Raw genomic sequence first — 22,058 nt, forward strand, 5'->3', positions numbered from 1 at the left:
GGGCCGCAGTGCGGCCCCTTTGCTTGCAACGGACTTTGACAGATCAGAAGTTGTAGGAACCTTGCAGGTAAACCGAGCGCAGGATCGGGTCGGCGTAACGCGGGTCGAAACCGACCTGGTGCCCCGACGAATCTCGCAGAGTCAACGGCGGCTTCTTATTCAACAGGTTCTTGACGCCTGCCCGGAACTCCAGCGCCTTGGTGGCCTGGAACACAGTCTGCCAATCGAACGTGGTGTAGTCGCCGATCTGCATCGAGACACGAACGTTGGTGTTGCTTGCCACGTCACGAACCAGTTGATTCTGGTCGGCGTAGCCCGAGCGGTACTTGGCGGTCAGCGTGTGGGAGAACCGCCCCGTATCCAGCGTGACCGTGGCGCGGCCGATGTTGCGGAAGGACACCTCCGCGTTCTCACCATAGTGGCTCATGTTGTCGATGAACTCGTTGCTGGTGCCCGGACGGGTGTACGAGGACTGGATGAGGTAGGTACCCGACAGTCCCAGCGTCAGGCGACCCATTGCGGTTTTCATCCGGGTCGACACATCCCAGTCAACGCCCTTGTTGATCTGCTGACCAATGTTGGTGGACGCACTGATGAAGGCCCAGTACTGCTGGTTCTGCAGGGCCTCGGCCGGGGTGGAATACAGCATGAACAGATCGCTGTACTTGCCCGGGCTGCCAAAGGCCTGGTTGGCCGACACGGCAGTCACCGCGTCCTTCAGCTTCACCTGCCAGTAGTCAGCACCGACGCTGAAGTCGCTGGTGGGCTCGAAGCGGATGCCAAGCGTGCCCTGGGTCGACTTCTCAGGACGCAACTGCGCATTGCCACCGCTCATCTGGCTGTATTGCAGCTTGCCCGGCTTGCAGTAATCGCTGGTGGGGAACGGGCAATCGTAGGAGGCTGCGGTCACGCCGTTGCTCACCAGGGGCTGCGCGATGTCGAGCATCGACGGTGCCTTGAAGCCTGAGCCGTACGACCCACGGAACAGCAGCGACGACGAATGCTGGTAGCGCGCAGCCAGCTTGTAGGTCGATGCGCTCATGGCCTTGCCGACAGTCTTACCGCTGCTGTTGATGGCACTGATGTGGTCATAGCGCAGTGCCCCCGTCAGCTCCAGCCCCTTGATCACCGGAACCAGCAGTTCGGCGAACGCGCCGGACTCCGTGCGCTCCATGTCGTACGCCGGCGGCGCGGCAAAGTTGTAGATCTCGCCGTTGACCGCAGCGGACGACGGCGACTGCTTGTAGTGGTAGTTGCGGTGATCGGCGCCCAGACCCAGACTCACAGCGCCGGCCGGCAGCTTGAAGATCTCGCTGGATGCACGCATGTCCAGGCCGGTCAGGGTGGTCGACGCGGTGCGGATCGAGCCATTGAAGATCGAGTCCTGAATCAGCTTCAGGGTCTCGGCCGATTGCTTTCCCGCCTCCACGAACGGATCGATCTTGCCGCTGGTGCGCAGCGAATTGAACTCGGCCGTCTTGAAGTAGCCGCCCACGTAGCGCTCGTCCAGGGCGTTCTGCGACCACGTAAAGGCCGAATTGAGCGACCAGGTCCCCACCTCGCCATCAACACCCAGAACGAAGTGCTTGCCGTCGGTCAGCGTCTGCGAGTCGCGCGTACCGAAGTCAGAGGCGCGGTAGGCCGCCGTGACCGTATTGACATGCGCCAACTGGTCCGCGCTCAGGTAGGGCGCGACATAGGTGTTGTACTGCGCCGAACCCACCGTGACCGGAACCGGCACAGGGTTGGGCGCGATGCGCGCCGTCAGGTCCAGGCGGGTGTAGGCCACATCGCTGAACAGCGAGAACTTGTCGTTGATCTTGAACTGGCCACTGACGAAGAACGAATCGCGCGCCGACTCCGGATACGCCTCAATGGTGGCCACAAAATCGAACGCGCAGTTCTCGGTCACCGACGTGGCCGACACGGCATTGTTCAGGCTGTAGAAGTTCATCGGCGCGCACTTGCCGTTGGCCTTCTGGTACGGATTGAACGCGTAGGTGGGCAGGGTGGTCGTCTCGCCGGTGAGCCGCTTGAAGGTCACCGTGGCGTTGGCCGGCACGGCCGACGTGCTGGTGCGGTCGTAGATGTACTTTTTGCCGTTGTACTCGAACGGCAGATAGGCCGTTGCGCCAAAGTCGCGCTGGGTGGCCTTGATCGCTTCGTTCTGGTCGTGACGGTAGGTCGCCACCAGGCTGAAGCGATCCTTGTCCAGATTGCCGAAGCCGTAGGTCACGCTCGCATTGGTGGATTCGCCGCCGCCTTCCAGAGGCTTCTCGGTACGCACCGTCACGTTGCCACCTTGCTGGTTGCGCTTGAGAACGAAGTTCACCACACCGGCAATGGCGTCTGAGCCGTACAGCGCAGAGGCGCCGTCGGTCAGCACCTCGATTCGCTCAATGGCGCTCATCGGAATCGAGTTCAGATTGATGCGGCTGCCCGAACCAGTAGGCGCAATGCGTCGACCGTTCAGCAGCACCAGGGTGTAGTCCTCGCCGATGTCATGGATGCTCGCCGTGACGATGCCACCCGAGTTGCTGCCGACGGCCGTGTCGGCAATGGAGAAGCCCTGCATGGCAGGCAGCTTCTGGATGAGATCCGCCACCGACGTGGCGCCTGATCGCTGGATCTGCTCTGCGTTGATCACCTGCACCGGGAGCGCGCCCTCGGCATTGATCCGCTTGATGCTCGAACCAGTGATCTCCACGCGCTGTGCCGCCTCTTGCGCGAACAACGCCTGCGGGAGCAGCGCAACACCAGACACGGCCACGGCCGCAGCCAGCGAAAGTTTGGACTTCTTGAACATTCGGATTCCTCTGCAATGACTGGAAGAGTTGATTTCCTCGCTTGTGCAATCCCCTACATCGCCAAGTCTGTAGACCTGTCGGTGGGCACTGCACAGACCCGCCAGTGTGAAGGAATGACGTCTACTGCACTACAAATCCAAAAAAGTGCGAAACACGGTGTTTACATCCTAGAACGGTGCAAATATTGTTTTACGGCCGGCATCGTCGGTCATTTCCAGGCCATTTAACTTGCCGATGCCTGTGTGTCCGCCCCAATGCTGGGCATAGAACGGCGTCGAACTCGGGAAAACACAGCCCCGCGTCCAGATGGGGTTGTAGCGGCCCGCCAACACCTGCTCGACGGCTGGCCCCCCACGCCACCTAAATGCGCGGCACCGCGGCCAGCAAGGCCTGGGTGTAGGCATGCTGCGGCCGTTCAAGCACGTCGGCGCAGGAGCCCTGCTCGACGATGCGGCCCGCCTGCATCACCGCGATGTGGTCGGCGATGTACTCGACCACGCCGATGTTGTGGGTGATGAACAGGTAGCTCACGCCCAGCTCGCGCTGCAGTTCGCGCAGCAGGTTGAGGATCTGCGCCTGCACCGAGACATCGAGTGCCGAGGTGGGCTCGTCGCAGACGATCAGGCGCGGGCTCAGGGCCAGGGCGCGGGCGATGGCGATGCGCTGGCGCTGGCCGCCAGAGAACTCGTGCGGAAAGCGCGCCAGCGCCTCGCGCCGCAGGCCCACCTGCTCGGCAATGGTGGTCACACGCTGGCGGCGCTGCTCGGCCGGCATCTCGGGCTGCAGGGCGCCGATGCCCTCTTCCAGGATGTCGAGCACGCGCAGCCGCGGGTTCAGCGACGAGAACGGGTCCTGGAAGATGATCTGCACCGCCTTGCGCGCCTCGCGCAGTGCGGCGCCGCTCAGGTCGAACAGGTTGCGGCCCTGCAGCAGGGCCTCGCCGCGCACCAGGGCCTGGCCGCGCAGCAGCTGCACGATGGCCTTGCCGGTGGTCGTTTTGCCGCAGCCCGATTCGCCCACCAGGGCCAGCGTGCGGCCGGCCGGCACCTCGAAGCTGACGCCACGCACGGCGTGAAACTGCGGCGCAGCGCGTTGCAGCAAGCCCTTGCCAAGCTGGAAGCTGACGTGCAGATCGCGCACCTGCAGCAGGGGCGATGTGCCGGCGGCTTCGGCTTGTGCATTGGCGGCGGCGGCCACCGCTGCCGGTGCGGCAGAGTCGGTCAAGCTGTGCGGCGTACCCTGCGGCGCGCCGGCTGGCACGCTGGATGCCGCGCTGGCGGGCGGGCGTACCGCCAGCTCGGTGAGGAGCGGCCGCTGGGCCGGGCCCAGGCCGGGCACCCGGCCCTGGGCATCGGGCGCCAGCAGCAGGCAGCGCACCTGGCCTGCGGCCGCGGGGCCGGCCTGCAGTTGTGGCTGCTCGCTGCTGCAACGCGGCTGGGCATGGGCACAGCGCGGCGCGAAGCGGCAGCCGGCGAAGGCCTGGGTCAGCAGCGGCACGGTGCCGGGGATGGCGGCCAGCGGCTCGCCGCGCCGCTGGGCGTCGGGCAGGGCCTGCAGCAGGGCCAGCGCATAGGGGTGCTGCGGCTGGGCAAAAAACTGTGCCGCCGGCGCCACCTCGATGATCTGGCCGGCGTACATCAGCGCCACATGGTGGGCCATGCCGGCCACCACGGCCAGGTCGTGGGTGATCAGCAGCAGGCCCATGCCCTGCTCGCGCTGCAGGTCCTTGAGCAGGTCGAGGATCTGCTTCTGGATCGTCACGTCGAGCGCGGTGGTCGGCTCGTCGGCCACCAGAAAGTCGGGCTCGCAGGCCAGCGTCATGGCGATCATCACGCGCTGCTTCTGGCCGCCGCTCATGCGGAAGGGGTAGTCGTCGATGCGGCGTTCGGGCTCGGGGATGCCCACCCGCCGCAGCCAGTCGATGGCCTTGGTGCGCACCGCGGCGCCGCGCAGCCCGGTGTGCGCCTCGATGGCCTCGGCCATCTGGGTGCCCACGGTCAGCACCGGGTTCAGGCTGGTGCCGGGCTCTTGGAAGATCATGCCCACGCGGCCGCCGCGCACCCGGCGCATCGCGGCCTCGGGCAGGCCCAGCAGGTCTTGCATGCCACCGCCCTGGGCACCGGCCAGGCGGATCTCGCCGGCGGTGACGGCGCCGCTCTCGGGCAGCAGGCGCAGCAGGGCCAGCGCGGTCATGCTCTTGCCGCAACCCGATTCGCCCACCAGGGCAAAGGTCTCGCCACGGCGCATGGCCAGGCTGAGCCCGTCGATGGCGCGCACGATGCCGCTTTCGGCATCGAGGGCGACGTGGAGCTGGTCGATGGTCAGCATGGGCTCAGGTTCCGGTGGCCTTGCGCAGGCCAAGGCGCGGGCGCAGGGCGCGGGCACGGGGATCGAACGCGTCGCGCACGCCGTCGGCAAACAGGTTGGCCGAGAGCACCAGCGCCACCATGAAGGTGAAGGCGGCGGCAAAGCTCCACCACACCACCGGGTCGCGGCTCATCTCGCTGCGGGCCAGGTTGATCATGCCGCCGAAGCTGCTGGTGCTGGGATCGACGCCCACGCCCACGTAGGTGAGCACGGCTTCGTAGAGGATCAGGTCGCTGAAGCTGAGCACGGTGGTGATCAGCACCAGGTGCACCACGTTGGGCAGGATGTGGCGGCTCATGATGCGGGCCGGCGCCACGCCAAAGGCGGTGGCGGCCTGCACGAACTCGAGCTCGCGCAGCTTCAGGGTCTCGGCGCGCACCAGGCGGCACAGCGTGGCCCAGCCGGTCACGCCCAGGATCACGCACAGCAGGAACACCTTGACGTCGGCGCGCTCGGCGCCGGTGTCCAGCCACTCGGGGTGCTTGTCGAGCGCCACCTGCACCATCAGCACGCAAGCGGCGATCAGCAGCACATTGGGCACCGAGCTGAGCAGGGTGTAGAGGTACTGCACCAGCTCGTCCACCCAGCCGCGGTACCAGCCCGCCAGGATGCCCAGCGTGACGGCGATCGGCAGCGTGGCCACGGTGCTGAGCAGGCCGATGACGAAGGCGGTGCGCACGCTCTTGAGCGTCTGCACCAGCACGTCGTTGCCGGTGCGGTCGGTGCCGAACACATGGTAGTGGCCCATCAGCGCCAGCACCGCACCGCCCAGCAGGCACACCACCAGCAAGGTGAGCCACAGCGCGCGCAGCGGCAGATCGGTGCGGTCGGCCAGCATTGCGCGCCAGGCCGCGCCAGTGCCGCCATGCTGGCGCCGCACCGCCCAGGCCAGGCCCAGGCCGCCCAGCGCCGCCAGCAGCAGGCCGGCGGCCGCGCCGGTGGCCGCGCGCCGTGCGATGTCGGGCAGGCGCTCGGTGGCCGGGTTGGCCAGGTGGGCGCCGCCATGGGCCAGGCGCGGGTAGTCGCGCACGCTCTGTCCGTCGCGCAGGATGTTCTGCTTGGTCAGGGCATGCGCCGCCAGCGGCTCGGAGTAGGTGCTCTCGCGCATGGCCAGCTGGCGCGCCAGCAGCACATCCAGCAAGGACTCGGTGCGCGTGTCGTAGAACACCGTGCCGGCGGGCTGGCCCGGCTTGGCCGGCAGCACGCGGCGCAGGTGCACGCTGTCGGCCAGCGTGAGCAGCACGAACAGGCCCAGCACCAGCGCCGCGCTCAAGGCGGCCGGGTCACGCAGCACCTTCAGCCAGGTGGCGCGCAGCGTGTCGTGGTGCGCCACGCGCCAGGCATAACCGGCAATCGCCGCGAACAGGGCCCACAGGGCCAGGTCGGTGGCCAGGATGACGAACTTGAATCCCATGGCAGTCAATGCCCCTCGTCCGGTGTGCAGGCCCCGGCAGCCGCCGCGGGGGTGGCCGCAAATGCCATCGCCCGCCGGCTCATGACAGCCGCACCCGCGGATCGACCCAGGTGTAGGCGATGTCGATCAAGGCATTGCTGGCGATGTAAAGCGCCGCGCCCAGAAACACCATCGAGCGCACGATGGCGAAATCCTGGCCGCTGATGGCCTCGATGACGAAGGCGCCGAGGCCCGGAATGCCGAAGAAGCTTTCGAACACCAGGCTGCCCATGAACACATAGGGCAGGTAGGCCCCGGCGCTGGTGATGATGGGCACCAGCGCATTGCGCAGCACGTGGCGAAACAGCACCACGCTCTCGGTCAGGCCCTTGGCGCGGGCGGTGCGCACATAGTCGCGGCCGATCTCCTCGAGAAACATCGCGCGGTACAGCCGGGCCTCGCCGCCCAGGCGGGCCAGCAGGCTCAGCGCGATGGGCAGGGCCAGAAACCGCACCGCATCGAGCCCCGGTGCAAAGCCCGAGATCGGCACCCAGCGCAGCACGCGCGAGAACAGGTACTGGCCGACGATGATGTAGAACAGGCTGCTGATCGACAGCATCAGCACGCACAGCACCACGCCCCAGAAATCGATGCGCGAGTGGCGAAAGAACACCAGCAGCAGCGAGAAGCTGATGCTCACCAGAAGCTGCAGCGCGAACAGCGGCACCGCCAGCTGCAGGCTCACGCCCATGCGCGTCCTGATCTCGTGGCCGATGTCGACCGAACGCGCCGAATCGCTGCGCCCGAAGTCGAGCGCCAGCAGCGACACCGAGCGCTCCCACAGCACGGTGCGGGTGAGCTTGTCGCTGCCCTCGGCCTGGGCGTTGAAGTACAGCGGCCGGTCGTAGCCGCGCTCGGCCTTCCACTTGTCGATCTGCTCTTGCGTGACCCGCTTGCCGCCGATGTTCAGGCGCGCCATGTCGTCGGGCGTGTTGACGGTGAAGAACAGGAAGAAGGTCAGCAGGTTGACGCCCAGCAGGATCAGCAGGCCATAGCCGATGCGGCGCAGGATGTAGCGGAACATCGCGCGGTTCTCCTCAGGCGCCCTGCGAGCCGGGCAGCGCGCGGCGGGCGGTGGCGGTCTCGCGGGCCGCGTAGCCGCGGCGGGCCACCCACACCAGGGCCAGCACGCCGGCCAGCAGCAGCGCCAGCGGCCAGCGCGTGGGCGCGTTCCACTCGGCCTGGGCCTGGGCGCGCTGCGCGGGGTCGATGCGGTAGTACTTGGCCATGTCGCGGATCATGATGCTGTGCTTGCCGTTGTGCACCCAGGACTGGTAGGCCTGGCCGCCCCAGGGAAAGTAGCCAAAGCACCAGGGCGAGTCCTGCTGCACCAGCGTGACCATCTGGTCGATCACCGCCTGCTTGGCCGGGCCGTCCGACAGCGCCTGCAGCTGGCGGTAGAGCTGGTCGTACTCGGGGTTCTCGTAGTTGGCGTAGTTGTCGCCGTGGCTCTTCGATCGCGCCAGCGGCCCGTACATCAGGAACAGGAAGTTCTCGGCATCGGGATAGTCGGCCAGCCAGCCGCCCCAGAAGATCTGGTGCTTGCCCTTGAGCGTCTTGTCCTGGTACTGGTTGAAGTCGGTGGCGCGGATCTCGAGCTGCACGCCGAGCTTGGCGAACTGCTTGACCATCCAGTCGTTCTCGCTCTTGAACTCGGGCGTGATCGCGCGCTGGAAGTCGTAGCTCAGCACCAGCGGCTTGCCGGTCTTCTCGTCGCGGCCGTCGGGGTAGCCGGCCTCGGCCAGCAGCTTTCTGGCCTCGTCGATCGGGCGGCGCTGGGCCTTGCCGTCCACCCAGCGATGGGTCACCGGGTTGTGGAAGCCGGGCTGCCCCTCGCGTGAGCCGAACAGGCCCGGCGGCACCGGGCCGTGCGCGGCCACGCCGCCCTTGTGCTTGAAGATGCGGCCATAGCCTTCTTCCCAGTCGACCGCAATGGCGATGGCCTGGCGCAGCTTGCGGTTGCGGGCCTGCTGTTCGGGCGTGGCGCCGCGGCCCACCACCGGATCGAGCATGTTGAAGCCGAGGTACCAGTTGGTGGCGTCGACCGACAGCGCCAGGCCGAAGCCGCGCTGGTCGAACAGCTTCTTCACGGCATCGGAGTCTTCGGCATCGGCGCGGAAGTCGACCGCCCACTCGGGCCGCTCGATCTCGGGCACGTCGAGGTAGCCCTGCTTGAACTTCTCCTTGCGCGGCACCTTCTCCTTCTCGATGGTGACGTACAGCGTGTCGATGAAGGGCATGGTCTTGCCGCAGTCGGCCAGCAGGCCGGCCTCGCGGTCACCGGGCATGCCCTCGCAGGGATAGGGCTCGCCGCGGAAGTGCGGGTTGCGCTTCATCACGTGGCGCCGGTCGCGCACGAACTCGGTCATCATGTACGGGCCGGTGCCCACCGGCCACTGGTTCAGACTCAGGCCGTTGGCGGCCATGCCGGGCTGGGCGTAGAACGCGTCGGCCTCCCACGGCATCGGCGCGGTGAACGGCATGGCCAGCCAGTAGCTCCACTGCGGGTACTTGCCCTTCAGCCGGATGCGCCAGGTGTATTTGTCAACCACCGTGGCACCGGCCAGCGGCCAGCGGCGGAAGTCGAGAAAGGGCTTGTCCTGCATGTCGGCTGGCAGGCCGGCCAGCAGCTTGACGTCCTCGCGCTTGACCAGCTCGGCATAGTCGCGCAGGCCGATCACGTAGTCGGCAAAGATGGCCAGCACCGGCGTCTCGATGCGGGTGGTGGCGTGGCGCTTGAGCGCGAAGACAAAGTCCTCGGCCACCAGCTCGCGCGTGCCCTGGTGCTCAAAGGCCAGCGGCGAGCGCTTGTCGCCCAGCTCGGCCCGGGTGAGCGCATGGTCGCTGTGGTAGCGGTACTTGCCCTGCGCATCTTTGGCAAAGGCCGGGTGCGGCGCGTAGCGGATGCCGGGCTTGACCTTCAGCTCATACACGCTCTCGGCGATCTGGTCGGCCGGCGCGTCGTCGGGCAGCGTGTTGCCGGCCTTGTCGATGTAGCGCGGCGTGACCACCGCTTGCACCGCCTTGGGCTCCAGCGTGTACGGGCGCTTCAGGTAGTGGTAACCGTAGGCCGGCTCGTAGATCTGGAAGGTGTACGCGCTCTCGGGGTTGGAGTACGAGGCGGTGGGGTCGAGGTAGCGCGGCGAGCGCTCGTCGAACGAGTAGAACAGCGTGTTCTCGCGCTCGGCATTCACCGGGTATGGGCTGTTGTTGCAGCCGGCCAGGCCACCAGCCAGCACCAGGGCCGGCAGCAGCAGCGTGCGCGGCGCCTGCGCGGGCAGCGCCGAGGCGGCCACCCGGGCCAGCCCTGCGGCCGCGGCCGCACCCCGGCGCCAGGCCAGCGCCGCCAAGCGAGCGATCGACATTCCGCGCATGCGGATACTCCTGCTGACACACCGCGCGCACCGGGGTCGGATAGAACCCCGGCCTGCGGCCTGAACGGCGCCCGTTCGGTCATCGGGCAGCCAGCGAAAACAATGGCGCCTCGACAGAACCAGCTTGTGGCCGGCCCCATCGAGGCGCAAGGCAGATTCTAAGCAGGTGTCGGGCCAGCCCTGCCGCGGGTTGCCCCGGATTCGGGGCACTCCCCTAGACAAGTGGCAAAGGCCGCCCACCCGCGTACCCGCGGGGCCGGGTGTCCCATCCAGCGGGCCAGCGCCGGGCCGCCCCAAGCCGGCCCGCCCACCCGCCCGGCGGGTGGCCCCGTGTACCCGCGGGGCCGGGTGTCCCATCCAGCGGGCCAGCGCCGGGCCGCCCCAAGCCGGCCCGCCCACCCGCCCGGCGGGTGGCCCCGTGTATGCGCGGGGCCGGGTGCCCTGCCTACCAGCCCACCAGCACGTCGCGGCCCTGCACCACCAGCTGCACCCGGGCGCCCACCGGCAGCGTGAGCTTGGGTTCGCTCACTGCGCCGGCCACGGCCGGGCCGGGCGGGTGGCCGAACGGCAGGCCGGTGAGCAGCGGCACCTGGCATTCGCTGCGCAGCCGTGCGATGGCCGTCTTGAGGGTGTAGCCGCGGTCCAGCGCGCTGGCGCGCCACTGGTTGAAACGCCCCAGCAGCACCGCCTTTTGCTGACCCAGCACACCGGCCTGGTGCAGCTGCAGCAGGCCGCGCTCGATGGCGTAGGGGTGCACGTTCACGTCTTCAAGAAACAGGATGCCGCCCTTGATGCGCGGCCAGTGCGGCGTGCCCAGCAGCGACAGCACCATCGCCAGGTTGCCGCCCCACAGCGTGCCGCGCGCCTCGAGCCCGTCAAAGCCGGCCTCGGTGCGAAAACCCACCGCCTCCAGCTCACCCGACATGGCCTCGGCAAAGCAGTCGCGCGTCACGTCGTCGAGCCCGCCATGCGTGTCGTCGCGGCCAAAGTCGTCGGCGGCCATCGGGCCCTGCCAGGTGCGCGCCGCGGGCTTGGCACCCAGGTGGGCCAGCAGACCCAGCTGCAAGGCGGTGAGGTCGCTGTAGCCCACCCAGCGCGTGCCGCGCTCGATGCTGCGCCCGATGCGCGCCCAGTCGATCTGGTCGAGCAGGCGGGTCATGCCGTAGCCGCCGCGGCAGGCCATGGCGATCGACGGCGCCGCGTCGGCCACGCGGTACAGCGCGGCCAGGCGCGCCGCGTCGTCACCGGCAAAACGCTGGTGGCGCGCGCGGGTGCTGGGGTCCAGCGTCACGGTGTAGCCCAGGGCCGACAGGCGCTGGCGCGCCAGCTTCAGCGCCGGCGTGCGCAGCTCGACGCCGGCCGGGGCCAGGATGTGCAGATCGTTCATGTCGATTCAGGCCCCGGCTTGTGCAGCGGGCGGCCGCTGGTGTCGCCGCGCAGCAGCCCGTCGAGCTCCAGCGCCTCGCCGGCCGGGATGCTGTTGTCGGCCAGCGAGGCATCCACCGCCAGGGCGCGCTGCGCATCGCGTTCGGCGCGCTGGCGGGCGCGGCGCTCGGCAAAAAACTGGCGCAGCAGCGCACCGGCCGGCGCGGCCAGCACGCCACCCACCAGCGTGGTGTGGTGGTTCAGCCGGGCATCGGCGAACAGGTCGGTCACCGAGCCGGCGGCGCCGGTCTTGGGATCGATCGCGCCGAACACCACGCGCTTGAGCCGCGCGTGCATCATGGCCATCGCGCACATCGCGCAGGGCTCCAGCGTGACGTAGAGCTCCAGGTCGGGCAGGCGGTAGTTCTGCATCAGCTGCGCGGCATGGCGCAGCGCCACGATCTCGGCATGGGCCGTCGGGTCGTGGGTGGTGATCGGCCGGTTGTAGCCGGTGGCCACCACCTGCACGCCGCGGTCGCTGCGGCGCAGCAGCACCGCGCCCACCGGCACCTCGCCGGCCAGCTGGGCATTGAGCGCCTGGTCCAGCGCCAGGCGCATGCCGTACTCGTCGGTTTCGGCGGGGCTCATGCGGTGGGCGGTGGGTTGCGCGGCGTCATCGTGCGGGCATTGTCGCTGCTTGCCGCGGCCGGCCGGCCCGGGCGGGCGGCGGTGCTGGCGCAGCGCGTGCGGCGGGCCTTCTGTGGCCTAATCTCGGCCGGCCGATGTTGGCGCCTTGCCCGCGCCCCACCCTCGCCCACATTCTTCGCATGATCCGAGTCACCGAACTGCGGCTGCCGCTGGCGCATCCGCCCGAGGCGCTGCGCAGCGCCCTGCTGCAGCGCCTGAACATTGCCGACGCCGACCTGGCCGAGCTCACGCTGCACAAGCGCAGCCCCGATGCGCGCAAGAAGTCGGCCATCCAGTTCATCTACGCCGTCGACTGCCGCCTGGCCAGCCCGGCGCTCGAGGCCGAGGTGCTGGCGCGCTGCGCCGGCGATCCGCATGTGCGGCCCAGCCCCGACATGCGCTACCGCTTCGTGGGCCAGGCGCCGGATGACTTTTTTGCCGGGCCGCACGCCCGGACGCGGCCGGTGGTCATCGGCTTCGGGCCCTGCGGCCTGTTCGCGGCGTTGATCCTGGCGCAGATGGGCCTGCGGCCCATCGTGCTGGAGCGCGGCAAGCCGGTGCGCGAGCGCACCAAGGACACCTGGGCGCTGTGGCGCCAGGGCCAGCTCGATCCCGAATCGAACGTGCAGTTCGGCGAGGGCGGTGCCGGCACCTTCAGCGACGGCAAGCTCTACAGCCAGATCAGCGATCCGCGCCACCTCACCCGCAAGGTGCTGGCCGAGTTCGTCAAGGCCGGTGCGCCCGAGGAGATCGCCTGGGTCAGCAAGCCGCACATCGGCACCTTCCGCCTGGTGGGCATGATCGAGAAGATGCGCGCCGACATCGAGGCGCTGGGCGGCGAGATCCGCTTTCGCCAGCATGTCACCGACCTGCAGATCGACACCGACGCCAGCGGCCAGCGCCAGCTGCGCGGCGTGGTGCTGGCCGACGGCAGCCGCCTGGCCTGCAGCCACCTGGTGCTGGCGGTGGGCCACAGCGCGCGCGACACCTTCACCATGCTGCATGGCCACGGCGTGGCGATGCAGGCCAAGCCCTTCTCGGTGGGCTTTCGCATCGAGCATCCGCAGGGCCTGATCGACCGCGCCCGCCTGGGCCCGGCCGCCGGCAACCCGCTGCTGGGCGCGGCCGACTACAAGCTGGTGCACCACGCCAGCAACGGCCGCGCGGTGTACAGCTTCTGCATGTGCCCGGGCGGCACGGTGGTGGCCGCCACCTCCGAGCCGGGCCGCGTGGTGACCAACGGCATGAGCCAGTACTCGCGCAACGAGCGCAACGCCAACGCCGGCATCGTGGTCAACATCGACCCCGAAGACTACCGCCAGAGCGCCGGCGACGGCCCGGTCTCGCCGCTCGACGGCTTTGCGTTCCAGCGCTTCTGGGAGAGCCGCGCCTTCGAGCTGGGCGGCGGCAACTACCACGCCCCCGGCGAGCTGGTGGGTGATTTCGTGGCCGGCCGGCACGGCGAGGCAGTGTCGCGCAGCTTCGGCAGCGTGCTGCCCAGCTACACGCCCGGCGTCACGCTGACTGACCTGAACGACCCCGCGCGGCCCAGCCTGCCACCCTATGTGCTGCAGGCCATCCGCGAGGCCCTGCCGGCCTTTGCGCGCCAGATCCGCGGCTTTGACATGGCCGATGCGGTGCTCACCGGCGTGGAGACGCGCACCTCGTCGCCGCTGCGCATCAACCGCGGCCGCGACGACTTCCAGAGCCTGAACACCCGCGGCCTGTACCCGGCCGGCGAAGGCGCGGGCTATGCCGGCGGCATCATGTCGGCGGGGGTGGACGGCATCGAGGTGGCCGAGGCCCTGGGCCGCGACCTGCTGGGCGCGGCTGACAAGCTGTGAAGAATCTGCCGCGCGGGCACATGGCGACCCTGCGTGACTCGCCGCGGGATGCACGTCGTTATTGATAACGCGATTGCAATACACTTCGACCCCATACGTTGGGATCTCCGGAGACATTGCATGCGCGCACCGCGTCGACACGCCATCACCCTGGCCTGCCTGGCCTGCCTGGCCAGCCTGGGCAGCCAGGCCCAGACCCCGCCGGCCGAGCCCGCCGCGGTGGAGGTGGTGGGCCGTCGCCAGGGTGGCGCCTACGAGGCCGGGCAGGTGGACGGCAGCAAGAGCAGCCTGCCGTTGCTGGAGCAGCCGCAAAGCCTGCGCGTGATCTCGCGCCAGGCCATCGACGACCTGGGCGCCGTGCGTCTGGACGATGTGCTCGACTACGTGGGCGGTGTCTCGCGCCAGAACAACTTTGGCGGCCTGTGGGACAACATCGCCATCCGCGGACTGGCCGGCAACGAGAACCAGGGCATGGCCATGCTGCTCAACGGCCTGGCCGCCAACCGCGGCTTCAACGCCCCGCGCGACCTGGCCGATGTGGAGCGCATCGAGTTCCTGAAGGGCCCGGTGGCCGCGTTGTACGGCGCCAGCGAGCCCGGCGGCACGGTCAACCTGGTGACCAAGAAGCCGCTGTGGCAGCGCGCCGGCTCGGCCGAGTTCTACGCCGGCAGCTGGGATGCCTACCGCCTGGCGCTCGACACCACCGGCCCGCTGGGCCCGCAGCTGGCCTACCGGCTGAACCTGGCGGTGGAAGACAAGGGCAGCTTCCGCACCCACGTGCACAGCCGCCGCCAGGTGCTGGCGCCGGCCTTCAGCTGGCGCCTGGCCAGCACCACCACGCTGGACTACAGCGGCCAGTGGCTGCGCCACGCCACGCCGCTGGACCGCGGCGTGCAGGCCATCCAGGGCCAGCTGGGCGCGGTGCCGCGCACGCAGTTTCCGGGCGAGCCGGCCGATGGCGACGTGACCGTCACCAACCAGGGCCACCAGCTGGTGCTGCAGCATGAGCTGGCGGCCGACTGGCGGCTGCGCGGCGCGCTGTCGTGGCGCGAGACGACGCTGCGCGGCTTCTCCACCGAGCCCAACGAGCTGCTCAGCGATGGCCGCACGCTGTCGCGCCAGCGCCGCGAGCGCGACTACGCCTCCGACGATCTGGCGCTGCAGGCCGAGCTGCACGGCCGCCTGGCCCTGGGCGGCCTGCAGCACGAGCTGCTGGCCGGGCTCGAGGCCTACCGCTTCGAGCTCGATCAGCGCCAGCTGCGCTACCGCCCGGCGGCGGGCACGGCCGGCTATGCCATCGACCTGCTGGCGCCGGTGTACGGCCAGGCCCAGCCGACACCCACCACGCTGATCACCAACACGCTGGAAACGCAGCGCGGCAGCGCCCTCACGCTGCAGGATGCCGTGCAGCTGGCCCCGACCTGGCGCCTGGTGGCCGGCCTGCGCAGCGAAACCGTGGCGCAGGACCTGCTCAACCGCAGCAGCGCCGTCGGCAGCAGCCAGAAGCCGCAGGAGACCAGCCGGCGCCTGGGCATCACCTGGCTGCCGGCGCGCGGCTGGGCGCTGTTTGCCAACGCCGGGCGCAGCTTCCGGCCCAACCCGGGTGTGGATGTCAACAGCCAGCCCTTCGCGCCCGAGCTGGGCCGCGCCGCCGAGCTGGGTGCCAAGTGGGAAGCGGCCAACAAGCGCCTGGGCGCCACGCTGGCGCTGTTTGACATCGGCAAGCGCAACGTGGTCTACAACAACGGCAGCGGCAACAACGCCGTGGCCGGCGAGGTGCGCAGCCGCGGCATCGAGTTCGACCTGGCCGGCCAGATCGGCGGCCACTGGCGCCTGAGCGCCAGCCTGGGCCACTACGACACCACGGTCGAGAAGGACCAGACGCTGCAGCCCGGCGGCCGCCTGCTCAACGTGCCGCGGCTCAACGCCAGCGCGCTGGCGGTCTACGAGGGCCTGCTGCCCGGCGGCGGCCGTTTCGGCCTGGGCGGCGGCCTCACCCATGTGGGCGCCCGCGTGGGCCAGGCCTACACCGCGGCCGAGGCGCGCGCCGGCAGTGCCGCGTTCATGCTGCCGGCCTACACCACGGCCAAGCTGGTGGCCTACTGGCGGGCCACGCCCGCGCTGCGTTTTTCGCTCGACGTGGACAACCTGGCCGACACCCGCTACGAGACCAGCTCGTACAGCCGCCTGTGGGTCACACCGGGCACGCCGCGCAACCTCACGCTGGGCGTGCAGGCCCGTTTTTGAGCGCTCACCCGGCCCTTGCGGCGGCGTCCGGCGCCTGCACGCGGCGTGCGGCGCTGGCCGCCGCGGCCGCTGTGACCGCCCTGCCCGGATGGCCGGCGCTGGCGCGGATGGCCGGCGCCCAGGCCGCGCCGGCCGGCCGGCCGCTGCGCATCGTCGGGCCGTGGGAGATCACCGGGCTCGAGCCGGCCATCGCCGGCCACTTCTTCACCCGCCTGCAGGTCTGCGAGACCCTGGTCGAAGCCGATGACCAGGGCCGGCTGCAGCCCGGCCTGGCCAGCGCCTGGACGCTGGCCGACGACGGCCTGCACTGGCGTTTTCGGCTGCGCGAGGGCGCGCGTTTTCACGATGGCACGCCCGTCACCGCCGCCCAGGTGGCCCAGGTGCTGCAGCGTGCCCACCAGCAGCCCGGCCTGCTGCGCCTGGCACCGCTGGCCGCCATCGAGCCCGCCGCCGGCGCCACCGGCAACGCGCTGCTGCTGCGCCTGCGCGAACCCTTTGCGCTGCTGCCGGCCTTGCTGGCGCACAGCAGCACCCTGGTGCTGGGCGCTGCCAGCCGCGGCGCTGACGGCCGGCTGGGCACGATCATCGGCAGCGGCCCCTACCGCATCCATGCGCTGACGCCGCCACAGCAGGTGCAGGTGCAGGCCATGCAGCCCGGGCTGCCGGTGCAACAGGCGCACTACCTGAACGTGTCGCGCGCCGAAACCCGGGCCTTGATGGCCGAGGCCGGCCAGGCCGACATGGCGCTGGCGCTCGACCCCGCCAGCCTGCAGCGCCTGGGCCGCCTGTCGCGCCTGCGCGTGGCGCAGGTGACGGTGCCGCGCACGCTGATCATGAAGCTCAACGCCGGCCACCGCTGGCTGCGCGACCCGCGCGCCCGGCGCGCCTTGTCGCTGGCGCTCGACCGCGGCGGCATCGCCCGCGGCCTGCTGCGCGACGGCGAGCTGGCCGCCACCCAGCTGCTGCCGCCCACGCTGGCGGCCTGGCACCAGCCGGGGCTGGCACCGCTGCGCTTCGATCCGGCCGCCGCGGCGCGGCTGTGGGCCGAGCTGGGCTGGCAGCGCGGGCGCGACGGCCTGCTGCAGCGCGATGGCGACACCCTGCGCCTGACGCTGCGCAGCTTTCCTGACCGGCCCGAACTGCCGCTGGTGGCCACCGCCGTGCAGGAGCAGCTGCGCCAGACCGGCATCGACTGCCGGGTCTTGATCGGCAACTCGGGCGAGGTGCCGCTGCGCCACCGCGACGGCAGCCTTGAGCTGGCGCTGGCCGCACGCCACTACGCCCTGGTGCCCGATCCGCTGGGCACCCTGCTGCAGGACTTCGGGGCCGGGGCCGGTGAGGCAGCCGGCGGCCAGGGCGGCGACTGGGGCGCGATGGGCTGGCACAGCCCGGCGCTGCAGCAGGCACTGACCGGCCTGGCGCGTGGCCAGGGCGACGCCCCGGCCCTGCGCGCCCAGGCCATGGCCGTGCTGCACGACGAGCTGCCGGTGATCCCCATTGCCTGGTATCGCCAGTCGGCCGCGCTGGCCCCGGCGCTGGCCGAGCTGGCGCTCGACCCGCTCGAGCGCAGCTGGCGCCTGAGCCGCATGCCCTGGCCCGGGGGCCGGGCATGACGCGCTGGCAGCGCAGCCTGGCGCAGCGCCTGCTGCAGGCCGGCCTGGTGGCCCTGCTGGTGGGCGTCTTCAGCTTTTTGATCATGCGCGCGCTGCCAGGCGATGCGGCCTACCGCATCGCCGCCGCGCGCTACGGCTACGACCTGGTGGACGGCGCCGCCGCCGCCGCCGTGCGCGCCGAGCTGGGCCTGGATGGCCACTGGCTGCCGGCGCTGGGCCGCTGGCTGGCCGATCTGGCGCAGGGCCGGCTGGGCGTGTCGGTGGTCAGCGGCGAGCCGGTGTGGCACGAGCTGCTGCACGAGCTGCTGCCCAGCCTGGGCCTGGCCGCTGCCACGCTGGCGCTGGTGGCCCTGCTGGGCCTGCCGCTGGGCCTGGCCTGCGGGCTGCGCCCCGGCGGCCGGCTCGACCGCCTGAGCCTGGCGCTGGCCGTGGCCCTGCGCGCCCTGCCGCCCTTTGCGCTGGGCCTGGTGCTGATCCTGCTGTTTGCGGTGCAGCTGCCGGTGCTGCCGGCCGCCGGCCATGGGGACGCCGCCAGCCTGCTGCTGCCGGCACTGACCCTGGCCTTGCCGCTGGCCGCCACCGCCGCGCGCGTGGTGCGCGAAGCGGTGGCCGCGGTGGCCGCCTCGGCCTACTGGGCCTTCGGCCGGGGCAAGGGCCTGCCCGGCGCCGTGCTGCTGTGGCGCCATGGTCTGCGCAATGCCGCGCTGCCGGTGGTGGCCTGGCTGGGCGTGCAGGCCGTGCTGCTGGTGGAGGGCGTGGTCATCGTCGAGACCCTGTTCGCCCGCCCCGGCCTGGGCCATGCGATGGTGCATGCGGTGTTCGGCCGCGACGTGCCGATGATCCAGGGCACCGCCCTGCTGCTGGGCGCGCTGTTTGTCGGCTTCAACGCGCTGGTCGACGCCGCCTGCCTGGCCCTCGACCCGCGCCGCCGCGACGAGGCCGCTGAATGAACCCGGCAGACTCTTCCCAGACACCCGGCCCGCCGCACGGCCTGTCGCCCGCACCGCCGCTCGCCCCGGCCCGTGCGTGCGCAGCGTCCGGCCGCGGTCTGGCCCGGCCGCTGGCCCTGGCCCTGCTTGGCGCGCTGGCGCTGCTGGCCGTGCTGGGCCCCTGGCTGAGCGGGCACGACCCGCGCGTGCAGCAGCTCGACGCGGTGCGCGCCCTGCCCTCGGCCGCGCACTGGCTGGGCACCGACCACCTGGGCCGCGACCAGTTCACCCGGCTGGCGCTGGCGCTGCGCCTGTCGCTGGGCCTGGCGCTGGCCACCGTGGCCATGGCCGCGCTGGCCGGCAGCGCGCTGGGCCTGGCCGCAGCCTGGCGCGGCGGCTGGCCCGACCGCCTGGCCACCACGCTGGCCGATGCCGTGCAGGCCTTGCCCGGCCTGCTGCTGGTGCTGCTGGTGGCGGCCATCTCGCCGGGCGACTTCGGGCCGCTGTATGCCGGGCTGGCGCTGGCGCTGTGGGTCGAATTTTTCCGCGTGGTGCGCTTGATGGGCCGCGGCGTGCTGCAGGGCGCGCCGGTGGAGGCCGCGCGCCTGCTCGGCTTCGGCCCGCTGGCCATCGTGCGGCGCCACCTGTGGCCCGAGCTGGCCCCGGTGCTGCTCACGCTGGCGGCCTTTGGCGCCGCCGCCGCGGTGCTGGCCCTGGCCACCCTGGGCTTCGTGGGCGTGGGCCTGCAGCCACCCACCGCCGAGCTGGGCCTGATGCTGATCGAACTGCTGCCCTACTGGCGCGAAGCCCCCTGGCTGCTGCTGCCGCCGGTATCGGCCCTGGTGCTGCTCACGGCCGGCTTCATGCTGCTGGCCCGCCGGGGGCATGCACCGTGAGCGCCGCACTGCAGGTGCGTGAGCTGGCGGTGCACGCCGGGGCCGCCACGCTGGTGCAGGGCGTGAGCTTCGAGCTGGGCGCCGGCCAGGCCCTGTGTGTGCTGGGCGAAAGCGGCAGCGGCAAGTCGCTGATGGTGCAGGCGCTGATGGCCAGCCTGCCGGCGGGCCTGCGGTCCAGCGGCGAGGTGCGCCTGCAGGGCCGTGTGCACGACGAAGCCGCCCGCCGCGCCGCCTGGGGCCGGCAGATCGCCCTGCTGCCGCAGGAACCCTCGGCCGCCCTCGACCCCAGCATGCGCGCCTGGCCACAGGTGGCCGAGGTGTACCGCTGGCTGCGCGGCCTGGCCGCGCCCGCCGCGCGCCAGCAGGCGCAGGCCGATCTCGCCCGCCTGGGCCTGCCCGCAGCGGCACAGCAACGCCACCCGCACCAGCTGTCGGGCGGCATGGCCCAGCGCGTGGCGCTGGCCGCCACGCTGGCCGGCGGCACGCCGCTGCTGGTGGTGGACGAGCCCACCAAGGGCCTCGACACCGAGCGCCGCGACCAGGTGCTGGCCCTGCTGCAAGCCGCCATGGCCGCCGGCGCCGCGGTGCTGGCCATCACCCACGACGTGGCGGTGGCGCGGGCCCTGGGCGGCCAGCTGCTGGTGATGCGTGGCAGCCAGGTCATCGAGCAGGGCCCGGCCAGCGAGCGCCTGCGCCAGCCGCAGCACGACTACACCCGCGCCCTGCTGGCGGCCGACCCCGCCACCTGGGCCGCACGCCCGGCGGCCCGGCCCGACACCGGCCGACCGGTGCTGCTGCAGGCGCACGGCCTGGCGCTGCAGCGGGGCGGCCAGCAGCTGTTTGAAGGCGTCAACCTGGCGGTGCGGGCCGGCGAGCGCTGGGCCATCCAGGGCCCCAGCGGCGCCGGCAAGACCTCGCTCGGCCAGGTGCTACTGGGCCTGCTGCGGCCCAGCGCGGGCCAGGTGCTGCGCGCCCCGCAGCTGCCGCGCCTGGGCCTGCAAAAGCTCTACCAGGACCCGCTGGCGGCCTTTGCGCCGCACATCACGCTGGGCACCGGCCTGGCCGACTTTCTGCGCCTGCACCGCCTGCCCGCCGCGGCCCTGCACGCGCTGCGCGAGCGCCTGGGCCTGCCGGCCGCCCTGCTGCAGCGCCTGCCGCAGGCGGTGTCGGGCGGCGAGCTGCAGCGCCTGGCACTGCTGCGCGTGATGCTGCTGAAGCCGGCCTTGCTGTTTGCCGACGAGCCCAGCTCGCGGCTCGACCCGATCACCCAGCGCGACGTGCTGCAGCTGCTGCAGGCCCAGCTCGACGCCGAGGGCACGGCCCTGCTGCTGGTCACCCACGACGCCGCACTGGCCGCGCATGTGGCCGAGCACCGGCTGCAGCTGGGCGCCACCGGCAAGCACCTGCACGCAAGCGCCGCAGACAGGACAGCGTCACGCCAGATCCGGTAACCTGCCGGCATGGAACGCAACACCCGCCAGCGCAGCGCCATCCGCGAGGCCATTTCCCGTGCCGAGCGGCCCTTGCTGCCGCACGAGGTGCTCGACGCCGCCCAGCACGAGGCGCCGGGCCTGGGCATTGCCACCGTCTACCGCAACCTCAAGGTGCTGGTCGAGGAAGGCGAGCTCACCGTGGTGAGCCTGCCCGGCGAGAACCAGCGCTACGAGCCGGTGGGGCACCGCCACCACCACCACTTCCAGTGCCGCCATTGTCAGCGGGTGTTCGACGTGCATGCCTGCCCGGGCGACTTTGCACGCCTGGCACCACCGGGCTTCACGGTGGACGACCACGAACTCGTGCTGTACGGCCGCTGCAGCGATTGCGCCGCCCTGCCGGCCAGCCCTGCCCCATGAGCCACCGCCTGCTGAACCCATGGGCCGCGGCGCTGCTCATCGCGCCGATGCTGGCCACCCAGCCGGCCCTGGCCGCTGGCAAGGCCCACGAACACGGCACGCTCAAGCTCGACGTGGCCATCGACGGCGCGCAGCTCAGCGTGGCGCTGGAGGTGCCGCTGGACAACCTGCTGGGTTTTGAGCGCGCACCGCGCAACGAGGCCGAGCGCAAGGCCGCCGGCGAGCTGCTGGCGCGCCTGCGCGCGCCCGGCCAGGGCCCGGCCCTGTTCGCGCCCGACGCCGCCGCGCAGTGCACGCTGGCCCGGGCCGAGGTGAACGCGCCGGTGCTGGTGCCGGCCGGCCATGAACCCACGCGGCCCAGGGGCGCCACCGCCTCCGCCACCGGCAGCGAGCACGCCGACCTGGACGCCAGCTACACCTACAGCTGTGCCCAGCCGGCCGCCCTGCGCAAGCTGGACATCGGCCTGTTCGAGGTCTTCCAGCGCCTGCAGCGCATCGACGTGCAGCTGGCCGGCCCTCAGGGCCAGGCCAAGTCCACGCTGAAACGGCCGCAGCGGCGGGTTCAGCTGGCGCGCTGAGCGCGCGCCGGGGTCCATCCCCACCCGATTGCCAACCAGCGGGTG

General features: G+C 71.0%; 15 protein-coding genes. 8 read left to right on the plus strand and 7 right to left on the minus strand.

Annotated elements, in window-relative coordinates:
• Positions 1–43: 43 nt before the first annotated feature.
• The 7 genes from N4G63_RS09070 to tadA all read right to left on the minus strand — a co-directional run bounded on the left by N4G63_RS09070 (position 44) and on the right by tadA (position 12,014).
• Positions 44–2,806: a TonB-dependent receptor gene (locus N4G63_RS09070; protein WP_314599595.1), complete on the minus strand. Its 2,763-nt coding sequence runs from the start codon at positions 2,804–2,806 to the stop codon at positions 44–46.
• Between the two features lie 361 nt (positions 2,807–3,167).
• Complete coding sequence (locus tag N4G63_RS09075; protein WP_314599596.1) at positions 3,168–5,135, minus strand: ABC transporter ATP-binding protein; 1,968 nt, start codon at positions 5,133–5,135, stop codon at positions 3,168–3,170.
• Between the two features lie 4 nt (positions 5,136–5,139).
• Positions 5,140–6,588, minus strand: coding sequence for an ABC transporter permease (locus N4G63_RS09080; protein ID WP_260788686.1), 1,449 nt, complete (start codon positions 6,586–6,588; stop codon positions 5,140–5,142).
• A gap of 79 nt (positions 6,589–6,667) precedes the next feature.
• Positions 6,668–7,651: an ABC transporter permease gene (locus tag N4G63_RS09085; protein WP_260787989.1), complete on the minus strand. Its 984-nt coding sequence runs from the start codon at positions 7,649–7,651 to the stop codon at positions 6,668–6,670.
• A gap of 13 nt (positions 7,652–7,664) precedes the next feature.
• Positions 7,665–9,992 carry an ABC transporter substrate-binding protein gene (locus N4G63_RS09090; RefSeq protein ID WP_443112044.1) on the minus strand — a complete coding sequence of 776 codons (2,328 nt, stop codon included), beginning with the start codon at positions 9,990–9,992 and terminating at the stop codon, positions 7,665–7,667.
• 454 nt (positions 9,993–10,446) lie between these two features.
• Positions 10,447–11,388 (minus strand): LD-carboxypeptidase, encoded by a 942-nt coding sequence (locus N4G63_RS09095; protein WP_260787991.1) that lies wholly within the window; start codon positions 11,386–11,388, stop codon positions 10,447–10,449.
• Positions 11,385–12,014 (minus strand): tRNA adenosine(34) deaminase TadA, encoded by a 630-nt coding sequence (tadA, locus tag N4G63_RS09100; protein WP_260787992.1) that lies wholly within the window; start codon positions 12,012–12,014, stop codon positions 11,385–11,387. The genes N4G63_RS09095 and tadA overlap by 4 nt, the downstream gene beginning before the upstream one ends.
• Positions 12,015–12,193: 179 nt before the next feature.
• On the opposite strand from tadA, the gene N4G63_RS09105 reads away from it, so the two are divergent.
• The 8 genes from N4G63_RS09105 (at position 12,194) to N4G63_RS09140 (ending at position 22,013) form a co-directional block, all read left to right on the plus strand.
• Entirely contained in the window at positions 12,194–13,897 is a 1,704-nt protein-coding gene (locus N4G63_RS09105; RefSeq protein WP_260787993.1) for an NAD(P)/FAD-dependent oxidoreductase, read from the plus strand.
• 120 nt (positions 13,898–14,017) lie between these two features.
• On the plus strand, positions 14,018–16,144 hold the full coding sequence (locus N4G63_RS09110; RefSeq protein ID WP_260787994.1) for a TonB-dependent siderophore receptor: 2,127 nt from the start codon (positions 14,018–14,020) through the stop codon (positions 16,142–16,144).
• 71 nt (positions 16,145–16,215) lie between these two features.
• A complete protein-coding gene (locus tag N4G63_RS09115; RefSeq protein ID WP_260787995.1) occupies positions 16,216–17,757 on the plus strand; it encodes an ABC transporter substrate-binding protein in 1,542 nt (513 codons plus the stop codon).
• Entirely contained in the window at positions 17,754–18,707 is a 954-nt protein-coding gene (locus N4G63_RS09120; RefSeq protein ID WP_260787996.1) for an ABC transporter permease, read from the plus strand. The genes N4G63_RS09115 and N4G63_RS09120 overlap by 4 nt, the downstream gene beginning before the upstream one ends.
• Positions 18,704–19,582 carry an ABC transporter permease gene (locus tag N4G63_RS09125; protein ID WP_260787997.1) on the plus strand — a complete coding sequence of 293 codons (879 nt, stop codon included), beginning with the start codon at positions 18,704–18,706 and terminating at the stop codon, positions 19,580–19,582. The genes N4G63_RS09120 and N4G63_RS09125 overlap by 4 nt, the downstream gene beginning before the upstream one ends.
• Positions 19,579–21,033 (plus strand): ABC transporter ATP-binding protein, encoded by a 1,455-nt coding sequence (locus tag N4G63_RS09130; RefSeq protein ID WP_260787998.1) that lies wholly within the window; start codon positions 19,579–19,581, stop codon positions 21,031–21,033. The genes N4G63_RS09125 and N4G63_RS09130 overlap by 4 nt, the downstream gene beginning before the upstream one ends.
• Before the next feature lie 9 nt (positions 21,034–21,042).
• A complete protein-coding gene (locus N4G63_RS09135; protein ID WP_260787999.1) occupies positions 21,043–21,435 on the plus strand; it encodes a Fur family transcriptional regulator in 393 nt (130 codons plus the stop codon).
• Positions 21,432–22,013: a DUF2796 domain-containing protein gene (locus N4G63_RS09140; protein WP_260788000.1), complete on the plus strand. Its 582-nt coding sequence runs from the start codon at positions 21,432–21,434 to the stop codon at positions 22,011–22,013. The genes N4G63_RS09135 and N4G63_RS09140 overlap by 4 nt, the downstream gene beginning before the upstream one ends.
• The last annotated feature ends 45 nt before the right edge of the window (positions 22,014–22,058 follow it).

The sequence above is a fragment of the Aquabacterium sp. OR-4 genome, from assembly GCF_025290835.2.
GTDB lineage: Bacteria > Pseudomonadota > Gammaproteobacteria > Burkholderiales > Burkholderiaceae_C > Pseudaquabacterium.